This is a genomic window from Shewanella sp. P1-14-1 (assembly GCF_001401775.1).
Classification (GTDB): Bacteria; Pseudomonadota; Gammaproteobacteria; order Enterobacterales; family Shewanellaceae; genus Shewanella; species Shewanella japonica.
Genome location: NZ_LKTL01000030.1, coordinates 15,475 through 33,477, shown reverse-complemented (window position 1 = coordinate 33,477; position 18,003 = coordinate 15,475). Strand labels below are relative to the sequence as shown.

Here is an 18,003-nt window from a genome sequence, read left to right as displayed (position 1 = left end):
TTGCTGCATAATTAGGGTTTTGACAGTAACTACTTGGAAAATTAGTCGATATTGTTGCACAATCTCGGGTAACTATAGGGAAGTCAGTGGTTATTTGGGTCAAAGCTCATTACTCAATGTGGTTCAATTGAGATTATTTTACCTATGTTTATTGAAAGCTGACCACTTTATTCGTCTAAAGCGGATATCATTGCGGCAGCAAAATTAGGTACTGACATGTACAAAATGGATAGCAAATAATGAAAAGAGTCGTAATAACAGGTTTAGGTGTTGTTTCTAGCATCGGTAATAACAAGCAAGAAGTGACAGATTCACTAAAAGCTGGACGCAGTGGTATTACCCATTCTGACCAATTCGAAGAAATGAAATTACGCAGTCATGTGTGGGGAGATATTAAATTAAACCCAGCGGACCACATTGATCGTAAAGCGTTACGCTTTATGGGTGATGCTGCCGCATATGCATACATTGCAATGCAAGAAGCGCTCAGTGATGCCAACTTAACAGAAGAACAATATTCTCATCATCGTGTTGGCTTAGTTGTTGGTACAGGTGGTGCTTCGTCTAAAAACCAAGTTCAAGCGGCAGATACGTTACGTGAAAAAAGCGTAAAACGTGTTGGTCCTTACATTGTTCCTCGTATTATGGCGAGTACGGCAAGTGCATGTTTAGCCACACCATTTAAAATTAAAGGTATGAACTATTCAATCAGTTCTGCTTGTGCAACTTCTGCGCATTGTATTGGTCATGCAGCCGAGCTTATCCAAATGGGTAAGCAAGATATGGTGTTTGCTGGTGGTGCAGAAGAATTGGATTGGACCCTAACAATGGGCTTCGATGCAATGGGTGCATTATCAACGAAATATAACGAAACCCCAGAAAAAGCATCGCGTACTTATGATGCTGACCGAGATGGTTTTGTTATCTCTGGTGGCGGCGGAATCGTTGTTGTTGAAGAGCTTGAGCATGCATTAGCTCGTGGCGCTAAAATTTATGCTGAAATCATTGGTTATGGTGCATCGTCAGATGGCTACGATATGGTGGCACCTTCTGGTGAAGGCGCTGTGCGTTGTATGCAAATGGCACTTGCTGATGTCGATACTCCGATTGATTACGTCAACACTCATGGCACATCGACTCCTGTTGGTGATGTTCGTGAACTTGAAGCGATTCATGAAGTTTTCCAAGACAATATTCCACCAGTAGCGTCGACTAAGTCTATGACTGGTCATGCCTTGGGTGCTGCAGGTGTTCATGAAGCCATCTACAGCTTATTAATGATGGAAAACAGCTTTATTGCACCTAGCATTAATATTGATACTCCAGATGAAAAAGCGGCTGGCATCCCATTGGTTACAGAATATCGTGATGCAGAACTGACGACTGTAATGAGTAACAGTTTTGGCTTTGGCGGAACTAATGCCACATTAGTTATGCGTAAAATGAAGTAATATATTATCTCATCGCTGGCGTAGGTTAGTGTTTTGATATCGATAAAGCCTTTAGCTGAATGCTAAAGGCTTTTTTATTGCGATTAACCCACTTTGACAGTCAGTCAAATTACCAATTAAGAACACTTTATTTCTTTTTGTAGATAACTGCTGAGTGTCATTAGTTGATAGAATGATCGGATAACTCACATAAATAAGGTCAAACATTAGAATGAACATAGTTGCAGACGAGAATATGCCGTATGTCGAAGCGTTATTTGGTGAAATCGGAGAGATTACCCGTGTAAATGGTCGCCAGTTAACGCCAGAGCAGCTTATTGATGTTGATGTTCTTCTAGTCCGTTCTGTCACTAAAGTGAATGCAGAGTTGTTATCACAAGCCAATAAACTTAAATTTGTTGGTAGTGCCACCATCGGTACTGATCATATTGATTTAGCCTTACTAGAACAACGTAATATCCCTTTTACTAATGCACCTGGCTGTAACGCAGCAGCTGTGGGGGAGTTTGCCTTTATTGCTATGCTGGAATTAGCTAAACGATTCAAACAGCCTTTAAAAGACAAAGTGGTAGGAATTGTTGGCGCGGGTAACACAGGTAGCGCACTTGAGCATTGTCTTAATGCTTATGGTATGAAGGTCTTATTGTGCGATCCATTACTTGAGGAACAGCAGTTAGCGAACCGCAGCGCGACTAATATCAGCGACAAAAATTCCCGTCAGTTTGTGTCGTTAGACACCATTATTGAGCAAGCTGACATAATAAGCTTACATGTTCCTATCACTAAAACTGGACCGCACAAAACTTGGTACTTGTTTGACGAAGCTAAATTGAATCAATTAAAACCGCATGCTTGGTTATTGAATTGTTGCCGTGGTGAGGTTATTGACAATCGCGCTTTGATTAAGGTGAAACAACAACGGGATGATCTCAAACTGGTACTCGATGTGTGGGAAGGCGAGCCTAACCCTATGCCAGAATTAGTGCCACTTGTTGAGTTTGCGACGCCACATATCGCAGGATACAGCTTAGAAGGTAAAGCTCGCGGCACTTATATGTTGTTCGAAAAACTGTGTGAAATCTTTGGTCTTGAACACCAAAAATCGCTGTTGAACTTACTGCCTAAATTTAACATTAGTCAGTTACACATCACTGACAAGGTATCTGAAACTCAATTACTCACGCTAGCAAGATTGGTCTACAACCTCGCTGATGACGACTATTTGTTTAGAAATAGCTTCCTTAATAACCATGGGTTTGACCATATGAGAAAAAATCACACTCATCGACGTGAATTTAGTGCATTGTCGCTAGTCAACACGGGTCATTGTGAGGTAGATTGGATGTTTAAATTAGGTTTTTCAGGAGTCGAGCGTTAATTATGTCACAGGAATTTAATGTTGTTGTTTTAGGTGCGTCGGGCGCAGTGGGTCAAACTATGATTGAGATCCTTGAAGAGCGAAAATTCCCAGTCGCAAACTTATACCCATTAGCGAGTAGCCGCAGTGCTGGCGAAACCGTAAGCTTTAATGGTAAACAAGTAGAAATTCTTGATGTGGACACGTTTGATTGGAGCCAAGCACAAATTGGTTTCTTCTCAGCTGGTGGTGACGTTTCAGCTAAATGGGCGCCAATAGCAGCGGAGCATGGTTGTGTGGTCATCGACAATACTTCACATTTCCGCTACGACATTGACGTACCGTTAGTTGTGCCAGAAGTTAATCCACAAGCGATTGCTGACTTCCGTAATCGAAACATTATCGCAAACCCTAATTGCTCAACCATTCAAATGTTAGTGGCATTAAAACCTATTTATGATGCATTTGGTATCTCACGTATTAACGTGGCAACTTACCAATCAGTGTCTGGCTCAGGTAAACAAGCTATTGATGAATTAGCAGGGCAATGCGCTAAATTGTTACAAGGCTTACCTGCTGAAAATAAAGTTTATCCAAAGCAAATCGCTTTCAATGTGTTACCACAAATCGATGTGTTTATGGAAAACGGCTACACCAAAGAAGAAATGAAAATGGTGTGGGAAACTCAAAAGATTTTTGGTGACCACGATATCGTTGTTAATCCAACTGCTGTTCGTGTTCCTGTGTTCTATGGTCACTCAGAAGCAGTCCACTTAGAAACTCGTCAACCTGTTGAAGCTGAACAGATTAAAGCGGTTTTACGTGACGCTGAAGGTGTGGTGCTTTTCGAGAATGATGAAGACTATCCTACTGTAGTAACTGACTCAGCAGGTACCGACCCTGTATTTGTTGGCCGAGTAAGAAAAGATATTTCTCACGATTACGGTATAAATTTATGGGTTACGGCCGATAACATCCGTAAAGGTGCTGCTTTAAACAGTGTTCAAATAGCTGAAGTTCTGATCAGAGATTATTATTAATCTACTATGAATAGAGTTATTTAGACTAAAAAGCCTGCAGCCTGCAGGCTTTTTTCGTTTTACCGCTGTCAGCAGTAGCAGGGTGACTAATTCTGGTTTATAGTCGTAATTAATAAAAACAATTACCTAAAGCCAGTTGTCATGAAGACAACCCGATCGCGCTCAAAGGGAAAGATTGATGATTTTTCGAACCTCTTATTTTGTTGGCATGATGGCCTGTGCATTGGCCGCTGTTTCCGCATCTCAAATTATCGAGCCTGCCCACGCAGAAACGCTCAAAATTACCGGCCCCAATGGAGAAGTTGTCAACGCTCCAACCCGTCAATATGGGCCAACGACTTCTTCGGATACGTTTTGGAGTATTGCCCAAAAAGTTAGGCCAAACCAGAACGTCTCTGTTTATCAAGTGATGGCGGCATTATTTGATGCTAACCCTCATGCGTTCAGTAGTAATAATTACAACTCACTTGAACGTGGCATGACCTTACTCGTGCCATCGGCTGATGTGATGGCACAGATCAGTGCTGCAGATGCTAAGTTACGCGCCGAAAATAATGACAAGAGATTACCCAACGCTAATCCGGCTAAACCTGCAACGAACAATACTACTGCCGTTGAAACATCAGTGCCTGCGACGGGTAAAAAACCATTACAAATTGTTGCCAAGCAACCGACTGCTGAAGAATTGGCTCAGCAAGCGGCTTTATTAGCGCAGCCTGAAATTGACGAGCTAACAGCGAAATTAGAAGACGCGCAAACCAAAGCATTGTCACTGACTGATGAACTGGCTCGCGCTGAGGATACATTATTAGTCAAAGATGCAGATAACAATGCATTGAAAGCAAAAATCCAAGAACTCTCTTTGCAGTTATCTGCAATGCAAGAGGATTTGCAATTACTTACCGAGAAGTATCAAGCATTAGATACAGAACATCAGGCATTAGTTGAAAAAAATAATCAGCCTCAGGTTATTGAAGAGCCAACAGATTTTTGGCGCTCATTGTCAGATAATATGATTTTGCTAGCAATTGTTGCAGCATTACCACTGATTATTATTTTCCTCGCTATCTTCTGGCTCATGCGTCGTAAAAATAAAACAGAACCTGAGTCTGCAGCTCAAACAGAGCCTGTGATTGATCAAGCTGGTGAAGAGACCGTATCAGAAGTCGATGATATTGATAATTTAGCGGTTCACTTAGATGAAGATGAGAAATCGCCAGAAAACATTGAAGACTTATTAGATCTAGATAACCAAGATACAGGAGAGCTCACTCTCGATGGTGAATCTGATGCTGATATGTATATCACCGAAGAAGAACCAGCGGAAGAATCTGATGAAGGCACTTCTTTAGATGATCTTTGGGCTGAGGCGATGGAAGAGCAAGAAGAGGACATGCAGCCGCTTGAAGCGGATGAGGATGACTTAGATAGCCTTCTTGAAGGGCTCGATACCAATGATGATGTCATTGAGACTTCATTGGAAGAACCATTACCTGTTGACAGTGTTCCTGCCGACAGTGACTCAGATGAAAGTGCTGCAGAAGATGATATTGATAGCTTACTCGCAGGCTTTGAAGAGCCCGCGGTTAATGAGTCCACCGCAGAAGAGCCAGTACAAATAGATAGTCAAAGTGATGCACAAGATGACATTGACAGCTTACTAGCAGGCTTTGATGAACCAGCAAATGATGAACCAGCAATTGAAGAACCAGCGGTTAATGAGTCTGTCGCAGAAGAGCCTGCTCAAACAGATAGTCAAAGCGATGCGCAAGATGACATCGACAATTTACTAGCGGGCTTTGATGAACCAGCAATTGATGAACCAGCGGTTAATGAGTCTGTCGCAGAAGAACCAGCTCAAACAGATAGTCAAAGTGATGCGCAAGATGACATTGACAGCTTACTAGCAGGCTTTGATGAGCCAGCAATTGATGAACTAGCGGTTAATGAGTCTGTCGCAGAAGAACCAGCTCAAATAGATAGTCAAAGTGATACACAAGATGACATTGACAGCTTACTAGCAGGCTTTGATGAACCAGCGCTTAATGAGTCTGTCGCAGAAGAACCAGCTCAAACAGATAGTCAAAGTGATGCGCAAGATGACATTGATAGCTTACTAGCAGGCTTTGATGAATCAGCAATTGATGAACCAGCGCTTAATGAGTCTGTCGCAGAAGAGTCAGCTGAAATAGATACTCAAAGTGGTGCAGAAGATGATATCGACAGCTTACTTGCTTCAATAGATGTACCTGCAGAACAAGAGCAAGATTTCACTGCAGAGATTGCCGCAGAGCTCGAAGAGGATGTTGCTGTCAGTTTGGATGAATCGTCCGATATTGATGACCTCCTTGCTGATGTTGATACAGATAAAGAGTTTGCTCCATTAAGCAACGACGGATTAGATGTTGAACAAGTTTTGACAGCAGAGCTTGAGCAAATTGAATCTGAGTTAGCCATTGACACTGATAATGATGATATTGACTCGCTTATTTCTGATTTAGAAACGGACTCTACAAATGAAGCTCAAAATCAGTTTGCTGAAACGTTAGAAGAAAGCACCGCGGTGTCTGAATCAGATTTAGATGAGTTGCTAGCCGATGTTGAAGCAATAGAGCCAGTTTCGGTAAATAATACCGAATCTTCAGATGAGTTGAAATTTGCACCGGGTGATGAATCAACACTGAATATTCAAGATGATATACCGACCGGTGAGCAGCAAGAGGATCCTTTAGTTGCTGAGTTATTAGCAGCTGAGCAAGCCGATCAACAAGTGCAGCAAAGTCATGATGAGCAAGACTCTGATATTGATGAATTGGACGCATTATTGGCTGATTTCAATGTTGAAGACTTTGATATTGATAAGAGTGACATTGACAAGAGTGATACTGATAAGAGTGATTCAGACAAGAGTGAGTTAGATAATAGCAACAGTGAAGTTATTGATCCAAAGGTGGCCGACACACTTGAGACCGATCTTGATGAGCTTGAACTTAATGAACAAGATGACGTTCCATTATTTGTATCTGATGAAGAAATAAATGAGCAGGACAGCATCTCAGAACAAGATTTTGATGCCATGTTAGCGGGATTATCTGCCGATGAGCCAGATACCATCATCGAACAACAACCTGATACAGAGGCATTGTCGAAAGAGTCAGGCTTTTTCGACGATTTAAAATCTAAAAAAGCGGATGCAGCGAGTCTTGATTGGGAAGCTGATTTATTCCAACAAGCGTCAAATCATCCAGCATCGGAAGCGCAAGTTGATGATATCGATGACGAGACCTTCCAATTAACCGATGACAATTTAACGGTTGATGAAGCGCTAGCAGCTCTTGATGCAGAAGAAAGTAATAAACAGGATGCTAGGTTAGATTCTGATGAGCCATCTGACATGGTTTCAGATACTGCGCTAAATACCTTCGAGCAAGAAAATGGCTTTATCGACATCGATAAATTGTTAAATGATGCTGATGAAGATGTCGAAATTAGCGACCAATATAAAGATGTTGCTGTTGAAATGGGCGAAGTGAACTCACTCATTGGTAATGCTGAAATGATTGATGTTGACGATGAAGAAAACTCAGTGAACGCCAAGTTAGACTTAGCCAGAGCCTACATTGAAATTGAAGATGAAGATGCAGCAAAAGCAATCTTAAAAGAAGTTCAAATTGACGGTAATGAACGCCAGCAAACTGAAGCTGGTAAACTACTTGACGAGATGAGTTAAGCAGGAAATTAATTAATCATCATTCATTCGATTAATTTCCTATTTCATCGCGAACAAACGGCGCTAAATGCATGCGCCGTTTTTTTTGTGCTAAAATGCGCGCTCTTTAAATCTGAGGGTAATTTCAATGCGTGTGGCGTTAGGTGTCGAATACGATGGTAGTCAATATTTCGGTTGGCAAAGACAAAAAGAAGTTGTGTCTGTGCAAGAAAAAATCGAAGCCGCTTTATCATCAATAGCCAATGAATCCATTGAAATTATTTGTGCAGGTCGAACAGACTCAGGTGTGCACGGTACTGGACAAGTGGTCCATTTTGATACCCAATCTACACGTCAAATGTCGGCGTGGACCTTAGGGGTCAATGCCAAATTACCAGATGATATTGCCATTCGATGGGCAAAAGAAGTCGATGATACATTTCATGCTCGCTTTTCTGCCACGGCGCGTCGATATCGTTATATTATTGATAATAGTGAATTTAGGCCTGGTATATTACGTCACGGATTAAGTCACTATCATTACGCACTTGACCATCAATTAATGCATCAAGCGGCGCAACTTTTTGTTGGCGAACATGACTTTACTAGTTTTCGCGCGTTACAGTGCCAAGCTCATAGTCCAGTAAGAACGATAGAATTTGTGAATGTCACTCGCCAAGGCGCATTCATTATTGTGGATATTAAAGCGAATGCTTTTTTACATCATATGGTGCGAAATATTGTTGGTACACTCATCGAGATTGGACAATCTAATCAAAAAGTCGAGTGGGTCAATGAGCTTTTGGCGCTAAAAAATCGCAAGTTTGCCGCACCAACATCTAAGCCTAATGGTCTATATTTAGTGGATGTAACTTACCCTGAGCATTATGAGTTACCTAAGCCACCTATGGGGCCATTATTTATGTTGGATTGATTAATCCATCCTGTAATCAATGACATTGAGTTAAGGAATAACATGAGTTCAGTTAGTGACAATCAACCTTGTTCAGCACCGACAGATTCGGCAAGCTTGTCTCAGTGGTTGGATTATCTTTTATCTATTCATCCAACTGAAATTGAAATGGGGTTAACGCGTGTAACAGAGGTCGCTAAGCGATTAAATGTACTATCCCCTCAATCAAAAGTGATTACTGTCGCTGGCACAAATGGTAAAGGGACAACCTGCGCCATGATTGAGTCAGTATTAATGCAAGCTGGCTTTACCGTTGGCGTTTATAGCTCACCGCATTTATTAAGATTTAATGAGCGAGTGCGGATTAATCAGCAAGATGTTTCTGACAGCGCGTTAATAGCAGCATTTAATGCAATCGAAACAGCGAGAAATTTGCCAGATAGTGCCACTATATCCTTGAGTTTCTTTGAATATGCAACCTTAGCTGGCCTGTACTTATTTAATATTGAAAAGCCTGATGTCGTGCTATTGGAAGTTGGGCTAGGTGGGCGCTTAGATGCCACCAATATTATTGATGCTGATGTCAGTGTGATCACCTCGATTGATATTGACCATCAAGAATACTTAGGTGATACCCGCGAGCTAGTCGGGCGTGAAAAAGCAGGCGTGTTTCGTCCTGAATGCCTAGCTATTATCGGCGAGCCTGACCTGCCTCACACTGTGTTAGATTACGCAGCAGAAATTAATGCGAATGTTTATCGTGTTAACCATGACTTTAATTACCACCTTAATGGTGACACTTGGCAGTACATTGGTGCTAATTGTGTCTTTCATAAGTTGCTTTTACCAAAACTGCCGCTTGCCAATGCCGCCACAGCTGTTGCAGTAATCGAGCAAACTTGGCCAAGCATTAGCCCTAAAGATATTATGACGGGTATTGCTAGAGCATCATTAGCTGGGCGTTTAGAGCAAGTACAAGACAGCCCAAAAGTGTTAGTCGATGTGGCGCATAACCCACATGCAGCAAAATATTTGGCTTCCCAGTTACAGCAATATAAACCTGCACGTATTATTGCTTTATGTGGCATGTTAAAAGACAAAGATGCAGCCGCAGTCTTGTCTGAACTGAAAGACGTTATTGATGAATGGTACTTTACTGATTTACCAGTGGAACGAGGGCTAGAGGCCACTGCATTAGCTGGTATGCTTGCACAACATGAACCACCGCTAAAATCATCACATTTTTCTTCGATAAATCAAGCATGGCAAAGTCTTAATGCAAATATTACCACTGATGATGTGGTAATTGTTTTTGGCTCATTTTACACTGTGGCTGGCTTTAGCGAATTATTATAAAAGGGAATACACATTGTCTGCTCAATTTCAAAATCGTTTAGTTGGAACTGTCGTAATTGTGGCGCTCGGGGTGATTTTTTTACCTGATTTGCTCGATGGGAAAAAACAACGAGAAGTCGAACAATTTACCGAAATCCCACTTCGCCCTGTTATCACTGAACAAGCTAAAGATGATATCGGTGAAGGGTATAAACCTGAGACTTTTGAAGTCGAAGAAATCGCGCAGACTCAAGACTTGGTTAGCTCTTCAGAAGAAGAATCTGTGGAGCAAGCTCAAACTGAACCTGCTAAAAAACCAACGAATACTCAAACGCAGCAAGTGGCTAAATCTGAGCCTGTAGAGAAAAAAGCGACCCCAATTAAAGCGGGTTATACGCTACAACTCGGTGGTTTTAATAATGCCAAAAATGTTGAAGGGTTAGTAAAACAACTGCGTCAAAATGGGTTTACCGCTTATACCTTACCTGCAAAACCAATTGATGGCTCGCTCACAAAGGTGTTTGTTGGCCCAGATTTATCGGCCGACAAGCTAAAAACTCAGCAACAGAAAATTAAAAAAATAACGGGTCTTCAAGGTAAAATTGTTAAATACAATCCCCTAGAAAACTAACTATTCACTATTGTTTGGTACAGCGCAAAGTCAATTTATCTAGCAGTGGGTGAGAAAGTTTTCTGTCTCTGTTAGAATCGCGCCGTCTTAACATCTATACCGGATCCCCATCTCAATGGTTTGGATTGATTACGCTATTCTCATCGTCATCGGCATATCAACTGTCATCAGTTTGGTTCGCGGATTTGCCAAAGAAGCCATGTCTTTAGTGGTATGGTTTGCTGCCTTCTTTATTGCTAGCCAATTTTATCAAGATTTAGCCGTTCATTTGACTCAAATGAGCGACGAAACTATGCGAAATGGCGTAGCCATTGCCATCTTATTTATCGCCACACTAATCATTGGCGCGTTAGTTAACTATTTACTTGGTCAACTGGTTTCTAAAACCGGTTTATCAGGCACCGACCGAGTCTTAGGCTTGTGTTTTGGTGCCTTACGCGGGGCATTAATTGTCAGCGCGATATTATTTTTTCTTGATGCTTTTACCGGTTCGCCAAATCAGGACTGGTGGAAAGAATCAGAACTTGTACCCCAATTTGGTGTGGTTATTCAGTGGTTTTTTGACTATCTGGAAAATACCTCCAGCTTTGTACCCAAAATATAAATATAAAACATCTTACAATGAGGAAGCTTACCCATGTGTGGTATCGTCGGAATAGTTGGTCAGTCATCGGTTAATCAAACCATTTATGATGCATTGACCGTGCTTCAGCACCGTGGTCAAGACGCAGCAGGTATTGTGACTGTTGACAAGAACGCGTTTCGTTTACGTAAGGCAAATGGACTAGTTAAAGACGTTTTCGAAGTAAAACATATGCAGCGCCTGCAAGGTAAAGCCGGTATTGGACACGTGCGTTACCCAACAGCAGGTAGTTCAAGTGCTTCTGAAGCACAGCCATTTTATGTTAACTCACCATTCGGTATTTCATTAGCGCACAACGGCAACTTAACCAACACGGTTGAGTTGGCTGAAGGCCTTGTGAAAAAGCGTCGTCATGTTAATACCACCTCAGATTCTGAAGTGTTACTTAACTTGTTAGCTGATGAGCTTCAAGAAACAAGAAGCTTAACGTTAAGTGCTGATGAAGTGTTTGATGCAGTTGCTAAAGTACACGCCCAAACCCGTGGTGCTTACGCAGTAGCCGCGATGATCATCGGCCAAGGTTTAGTGGCATTTCGCGACCCATTCGGTATCCGTCCTTTAGTACTTGGTAAGCATGAAACACCAACGGGTACTGAGTACATGGTTGCTTCAGAAAGTGTTGCACTAGATGCCGTAGGCTTTGAAGTGATGCGTGATGTAGCCCCAGGTGAAGCGATTTATATCTCATTAGATGGTCAGCTATTTACTCGCCAATGTGCAGTTGAACCAAGCTATGCACCATGTATTTTCGAATTTGTTTATTTTGCACGTCCTGATTCGTCAATGGATAAAATCTCTGTTTACGGCAGCCGTGTAAATATGGGCGCAAAGTTGGGCGCTAAAATTCAAAAAGAATGGGAAGATCACGACATTGATGTGGTTATTCCAATTCCTGAAACCTCATGTGATATCGCGTTAGAAATAGCACGTTGTATGGACCTTCCTTACCGACAAGGTTTCGTGAAAAACCGTTATATTGGCCGTACGTTCATCATGCCAGGTCAGCAAGAGCGTAAGAAGTCTGTTCGTCGTAAACTCAATGCTATTAACACTGAGTTTAAAGGCAAAAACGTATTATTAGTTGATGATTCTATTGTTCGTGGTACCACTTCTGAGCAAATTATTGAAATGGCTCGTGAAGCTGGCGCGAAGAAAGTTTACTTTGCTTCTGCTGCTCCTGAAATCCGTTTCCCTAACGTTTATGGTATTGATATGCCAACCACTAATGAGCTTATTGCTCATGGCCGTGATGCTGATGAAATTGCTAAAATCATTGGCGCTGACGGTATTATCTTCCAAGACTTAACTGACTTAGTTGATGCAGTCGGCATGGAAAACCCAGAAATTAAACGTTTTGAAACCTCAGTATTTGATGGTCAATACATCACGAACGATGTTGACCAAGCTTACTTAGATCACCTAACACAGTTACGTAATGACGATGCTAAAGCAAATAGCAAAGACATTGGTACTAACTTAGAGATGCACAACGTTTGTCATCCTTAATTTGACGTGACGTCATTGCATTTGAAAAGCCAGCGAAAGCTGGCTTTTTTGTGCGTGTAATCCCATCAACAGCTGATTATTATAGAGATTTATAGGTAATACAGATGTGTGTTTTTATGGGCTGATGTAAACCTATAAGGCTAGTGAGCTGGAAATATCGTCGAACTAATCCATCAAATGATCAACTTATATACATTTTCAAACTTGCATGAGCATTATCGCTTATAATGTGCAGATACAAACAATAAATGAATAAACAGTGATTGAGTGAAACTAAAAGGAATTAAGATTCATCAATGATGTTCCAATAAGGTTTTATGATGACAATTAAAAAATATTCGCGCCTAGCATTGGCCGTCGCAATTAGTAGCGTATTAGTCGGTTGTGGTTCGGACTCAGACTCAAACCCAACACCAGAGCAAGGTGTGTTTAGCTTAGGTGTTTCAGATAACCCAGCGTCAGCGAATGTGGTTAATATTGCTTTTAAGCAGGTCGTGTTAAAAAATAGCGATGGTGCAATTTCATTTGATGTAAACACTGGAGAAGATGGCTTACAACACGTCGATTTATTAAGTGTACAAGGCTCTGAAATAGAAACATTAGTTAGCGGACAGTCAATTCCAGTTGGCGAATACCAGATGTGTATTTACATGCAAAACAATGAAGTCTCAATAGATGAGAGTTCATATGTGCTGTCTGGTGCAGAGCTAGATACTGACACCAATGAATGGGTCGGTGGCGTGGTAGAAGGGCTTGTCACTAATAGTAATGGCTCATGTGGTGGTGTTGAGGCTGAAGAGGAAGATACTGGCAGACTTTTCTTCAATAAATCATTCACCATCGCAGCTGGAACCAATAATTTTGTGGCTGAATTTAACCTTACCAAAGGCCTACAAGGACCAAAAGGTAATAAAGATTATTGGACCCTAAAGCCGACTTCTGTTCAGTTAGTTAATACTGTTGAAGTGGGCGCAATTTCAGGCCAAATCAGCGAACAAACTATGGCTGATTGTGAGACTGCAGCTGGTGGTTCTGAATTTAACGCTGCTGTTTACCTTTATCCTAAAGACACCGCACTAGAGTCTATGGCTGACTTCAGAGACGCTGACTACAGTGAAGATGAAGTCGCGCCAATAGCTTCAGCAAGAGTTAATCCAGCTCTTGATGCCAGCGGAGACGTTGAAAGCTATGGATATGAGTTTGGTTTTGTCAGCGCAGAGACCTACAGTTTAGGTTATACCTGTTTAGCACAAAACGATGATCCAGAAGATACCAACATTGCTGAGCCTGACGATGGTTCTTTGCCGTTCTTTTTAAGTGCAGATGAACAGAGTGTTGTGGTAGTTGAAAATGAAACAACTGTAAGAGATTTCCCAATGGCGCTTTAGTCGCAGATGAATGACTTATTACTTTTGAAAGAGAAGCCTAGCTTCTCTTTTTTATGTCATGAAAATCGAAAATTAGTTTGTTCTATTAAAGGGGAATTAGTCATACTTAGCTGAATTTTAATTAATTACTTTTTAAAACAGTATCAACCGTTATATATGGTTTAACGGTTAACACTAAATGGAGGCTATTTAATGTCCAAAATCGAATTTACCGCAGAACAACGTGAAATGATGGTTAACAAGCTTCAACGCTATTTTGAAGAAGAGCTAGATCAAGATTTAGGACAGTTTGATGCAGAGTTTTTATTGGACTTTTTAGGCAAGAATATTGGTGCGCATTTTTACAATCGTGGCTTACATGATGCCCGGGCAATATTCGAAGCTCGTATCGAAACCATTGATGAAGATATATACGGTATTGAGAAAGATATTAAATAGCTATTCAAATAAATCAGCCATTTACTATTTGTACGACAAACTATTTACATTGTGCTTTTCCTCTCATAGGTTAGTCAAAGGAACTCAATCTTAAAAGATCCAAAATGGAGAAAAGCAATGTCTCAGCCACAAAGAAATGATATCCCGCAAGAAGCGTTTGATTGGTATGATGAATATGCCCACGGTGGTATGGACCGTCGAACCTTCATAAAGAAGCTGGGTACTTTAGTCGCTGTGGGATACTCCATGAGTGTTCTGACATCTGCGCTTTTACCTAATTATGCTCTTGCTGAGCAAGTATCATTTAATGATGCAGATATTAAAGCGACTTATGAGACATTTGACTCGCCACAGGGGCACGGTAAAGGTCAAGGTTATTTTGTGGTACCTGCGAATAAAACGGGTCCATTACCTGTTGTATTAGTGATTCACGAAAATCGCGGCTTAAATCCTTATGTTAAAGATGTCGCTCGCCGTCTTGCTAAGGTAGGTTTCATTGCATTTGCGCCAGATGCTTTATATCCATTAGGTGGCTATCCTGGTAATGATGACGAAGGCCGCGCAATGCAGCGTTCGATGGACAGAGATAAAATTCAGCAAGATTTTGTCGCTGCGGCTAAATTTTTAAAATCTCATGAAAACAGTAATGGAAAACTAGGCGCGGTAGGTTTTTGTTTCGGCGGCTATATCGTCAATTATCTTGCAGCAGTCGAATCTGACTTGCTTACCGCAGGGGTGCCTTTTTACGGGACACCCGCTAAGAAAGAGCTTCGAGAAAATATTAAAGCGTCATTAATGGTACAACTTGGTGAAGAAGATGAACGGGTTAATAAATCATGGCCTGATTACGAAGCTGATTTAAAGCGTTATAAAGTGCCTTATCAAATGCATATGTATAAAGGCGCCAAGCATGGTTTTCATAACGATTCGACAGGTCGCTATGATGAAGCCAACGCTAAACTGGCATGGGATCGTACCATTAGCTTTTTTACAGAGAAATTAAGTTAACGACTCGTTATTGATGGTGCCACAATAACAGGAAGCTTCGGCTTCCTTTTTTAATGCGAAAATTTTGAACGAGTGGTTTGTTTAACTCATTTTCATATTACGACGTATCACTTGTTTAGGTTAAAAGACTAAAAGGTGGTGATATTACTCATTTCAGTTAACCCTAAAAATATTAAATTACTGATTTTATTCTTAAATAATAGTGGCCTTATAATTGCTTTAACCAAGTGCTCAAATTATTACGTAAAGTTCATTACAGAAAGTTCATTACAAAAAGTGCATTACATTAAACGGTAAGCGTAAAGCCGCAAGCTTAGCGTTAGCACTAGGTTCATCACTAAACATAAGGGATTATGATGATAAACAAATTCGCAAAGTTGCTAAAAGAGTATAAATCACTGCTCATTTTTATTGCGTTAATGAGTGTATTTAGAAGTGCAGTCGCTGATTGGTATACCGTGCCTACAAGCTCAATGAAGCCAAGCATATTAATTGGTGACAGAATTCTTGCAAACAAAATGGCGTACGATGTTCGCATTCCTTTTACTCATGTTTCTTTATATAAAACAGGCGATCCAGCTCGCGGAGATATCATTATTTTTGACTCCGAAGCTGCTGGAAATAGACTGGTAAAGCGTGTCGTTGGCGTACCTGGCGACACCGTAGCGTTAAACAATAATCAATTGGTGATTAACCATCAAAACATTAATTATCATGATCTTAGTTATAAGAGTAATCGTTATCAAGATGATAGGCAGGATAAGATTGAAGATTTACTCGGCGTGGCACATTCAATAAGAGTGAATAAAATGGGCTCAATACGCTCAAAGTTTAACGAGGTTACTGTGCCAACCGGGTATTATCTTGTATTGGGTGATAATCGGGATAACAGTGCTGATTCACGTGTGATTGGGTTTGTGCCTCGCAATGAAATCATCGGACGCACAAAGCGTGTTGTGATGTCTTTTAATTATGATAATTATTATTTACCTAGGCATGATAGATTTTTCCATTCCCTTGTCAGTGGCTAAAAGAGGCTAAATTGTCACTAAAGCACTTTACTATTTGCTGACCAATGAATTCGAAATAAGCCACACCTTAATGAGTGGCTTATTTTTACTTCTCGCTGAATTTAATCCTACCTTTAAAAATTTAACTTGTTTTATATCAATAAAATAAATCAGATTTTTTCTAATTAAACCCTTACAATCTTAGTGCTAATTTCGTATTCAATTAAAAGGTTATTGCATGTCGACTGTTACTCAGCAGCAAATCGGAATGATTGCATTAGTCGTTGACGATTATGATGACGCTATTGCCTTTTACACTCAAAAACTACAGTTTACCTTGGTCGAAGATACCGATTTGGGCGGCGGAAAACGTTGGGTGTTAGTGTCACCGCCAAATGGCAATGGCACCAATTTGTTATTAGCCCAAGCCAGCAATGAAACTCAAAAGCAGTCGGTGGGTAATCAAACTGGAGGTCGGGTATTTTTGTTTCTTCAAACTAACGACTTTTGGCGTGACTATAAGTCAATGCAGGCCAATGAAGTGGTATTCAATGAGGAACCTAGGGTAGAAGAATATGGCACTGTTGTGGTGTTTCAGGATTTATACGGCAATAAATGGGACTTACTTGAGTTGAGTAAGTAAACAAAATAAGCAAGTCGAATAAGCCAGTTTAATGAAGTCATAACAGTAGTTATAAAAGCTGTATTTAATGCAGTAGTGAAGTTTAATTAATCGTTTGTTGAGGTAATGAATGGGAATGGTGATTGCTTTTCTTTTATGGGGTGTGGCAGTGGTTTTCTCTGTTATCACTGTTGGTGTTATTCATCTGTGCAATAAAAAAGCTAAGCAACGAGAAGTTAACAGCAAGTACATGCTTCATATTGTCTTAAGCTCAATACCATTGTGGTTGTTGATTTTCTATTTCCCTGTTGATTATTACACATCCCATAACGATCTCGATGCTCTGATAACGGTATGGTCAACCAAAACTGCACTGACAATATTGAGTCCAGCAGTTACTGCTATCGTTATTTTAGTGCTACGTATTATGAAAGCGAAGCAACTAGCAGACAATGCAGATTAGGTGATAAATAGGCTGCACATCGTTCTTTACAACATAGCACTTAATTTATCATTTAAAATAGCACTAAAGCCAAAATACACTCTGGTTATAGGCTTAAATAGCAGCCATAAAAAAAGCAGTGTTAGCACTGCTCTTTTATCAAAATTCAAAGGGCGTTGTTGCCACTTTTAGCTGAATAAAATCAGCAAACTTTACTCAGAAAGTACTGGTTAGCATATCGATTAACTCAGTTTCAGTGGTTGGCATTTTAGCAAGTTCAACCATTTCTGGTGAGCCACCATTTAACATGTAAGCACTTGTGGTCAAATGATCATGATGAAACCATTTCCCGTTAACGCAGACGTCTGTGTAACACTTCTCACATTGTTTCAATTCCATAACGGGCTCCTGAGCTCAAAATTTGCGATAACTAAACCTATCCCAAGAATTCATTAACAATGATGATCCAGATCAACTTTATTTCAGCTTTAATCATCTTAATTTAGATGA

General features: G+C 40.6%; 16 protein-coding genes. 15 read left to right on the top strand and 1 reads right to left on the bottom strand.

What is annotated here, in order from left to right:
- Positions 1-239 precede the first annotated feature (239 nt).
- From fabB to AN944_RS18375, 15 genes are all read left to right on the top strand, one after another.
- Positions 240-1,451, top strand: coding sequence for a beta-ketoacyl-ACP synthase I (gene fabB / locus AN944_RS18445; RefSeq protein ID WP_055026121.1), 1,212 nt, complete (start codon positions 240-242; stop codon positions 1,449-1,451).
- A gap of 211 nt (positions 1,452-1,662) precedes the next feature.
- Complete coding sequence (locus AN944_RS18440) at positions 1,663-2,829, top strand: 4-phosphoerythronate dehydrogenase (protein ID WP_055026120.1); 1,167 nt, start codon at positions 1,663-1,665, stop codon at positions 2,827-2,829.
- A gap of 2 nt (positions 2,830-2,831) precedes the next feature.
- A complete protein-coding gene (locus tag AN944_RS18435; protein WP_055026119.1) occupies positions 2,832-3,848 on the top strand; it encodes an aspartate-semialdehyde dehydrogenase in 1,017 nt (338 codons plus the stop codon).
- A gap of 178 nt (positions 3,849-4,026) precedes the next feature.
- Positions 4,027-7,578 carry a FimV/HubP family polar landmark protein gene (locus AN944_RS18430; protein WP_055026118.1) on the top strand — a complete coding sequence of 1,184 codons (3,552 nt, stop codon included), beginning with the start codon at positions 4,027-4,029 and terminating at the stop codon, positions 7,576-7,578.
- Positions 7,579-7,705: 127 nt separating this feature from the next.
- Positions 7,706-8,491: a tRNA pseudouridine(38-40) synthase TruA gene (gene truA / locus AN944_RS18425; protein ID WP_055026117.1), complete on the top strand. Its 786-nt coding sequence runs from the start codon at positions 7,706-7,708 to the stop codon at positions 8,489-8,491.
- A gap of 42 nt (positions 8,492-8,533) precedes the next feature.
- The gene (gene folC / locus AN944_RS18420) at positions 8,534-9,826 is read left to right on the top strand and encodes a bifunctional tetrahydrofolate synthase/dihydrofolate synthase (protein ID WP_055026116.1); all 1,293 of its coding nucleotides are present in this window, start codon (positions 8,534-8,536) and stop codon (positions 9,824-9,826) included.
- Between the two features lie 13 nt (positions 9,827-9,839).
- The gene (locus AN944_RS18415) at positions 9,840-10,436 is read left to right on the top strand and encodes an SPOR domain-containing protein (RefSeq protein WP_055026115.1); all 597 of its coding nucleotides are present in this window, start codon (positions 9,840-9,842) and stop codon (positions 10,434-10,436) included.
- Positions 10,437-10,551: 115 nt separating this feature from the next.
- On the top strand, positions 10,552-11,040 hold the full coding sequence (locus tag AN944_RS18410) for a CvpA family protein (RefSeq protein ID WP_055026114.1): 489 nt from the start codon (positions 10,552-10,554) through the stop codon (positions 11,038-11,040).
- A gap of 33 nt (positions 11,041-11,073) precedes the next feature.
- The gene (gene purF, locus AN944_RS18405; protein ID WP_055026113.1) at positions 11,074-12,585 is read left to right on the top strand and encodes an amidophosphoribosyltransferase; all 1,512 of its coding nucleotides are present in this window, start codon (positions 11,074-11,076) and stop codon (positions 12,583-12,585) included.
- A 320-nt stretch (positions 12,586-12,905) separates the two neighbouring features.
- Complete coding sequence (locus AN944_RS18400) at positions 12,906-13,973, top strand: DUF4382 domain-containing protein (protein ID WP_055026112.1); 1,068 nt, start codon at positions 12,906-12,908, stop codon at positions 13,971-13,973.
- Positions 13,974-14,165: 192 nt separating this feature from the next.
- The gene (locus AN944_RS18395) at positions 14,166-14,411 is read left to right on the top strand and encodes a DUF2164 domain-containing protein (protein ID WP_055026111.1); all 246 of its coding nucleotides are present in this window, start codon (positions 14,166-14,168) and stop codon (positions 14,409-14,411) included.
- Between the two features lie 117 nt (positions 14,412-14,528).
- On the top strand, positions 14,529-15,419 hold the full coding sequence (locus AN944_RS18390; protein WP_055026110.1) for a dienelactone hydrolase family protein: 891 nt from the start codon (positions 14,529-14,531) through the stop codon (positions 15,417-15,419).
- A gap of 356 nt (positions 15,420-15,775) precedes the next feature.
- On the top strand, positions 15,776-16,450 hold the full coding sequence (gene lepB, locus AN944_RS18385; RefSeq protein ID WP_055026109.1) for a signal peptidase I: 675 nt from the start codon (positions 15,776-15,778) through the stop codon (positions 16,448-16,450).
- Between the two features lie 217 nt (positions 16,451-16,667).
- Positions 16,668-17,072: a VOC family protein gene (locus tag AN944_RS18380; protein ID WP_055026108.1), complete on the top strand. Its 405-nt coding sequence runs from the start codon at positions 16,668-16,670 to the stop codon at positions 17,070-17,072.
- A 115-nt stretch (positions 17,073-17,187) separates the two neighbouring features.
- Positions 17,188-17,514 (top strand): hypothetical protein, encoded by a 327-nt coding sequence (locus AN944_RS18375; protein WP_055026107.1) that lies wholly within the window; start codon positions 17,188-17,190, stop codon positions 17,512-17,514.
- A gap of 195 nt (positions 17,515-17,709) precedes the next feature.
- On the opposite strand, the gene AN944_RS18370 is transcribed toward AN944_RS18375, so the two are convergent.
- A complete protein-coding gene (locus AN944_RS18370) occupies positions 17,710-17,892 on the bottom strand; it encodes a hypothetical protein (protein WP_055026106.1) in 183 nt (60 codons plus the stop codon).
- Between the last annotated feature and the right edge of the window lie 111 nt (positions 17,893-18,003).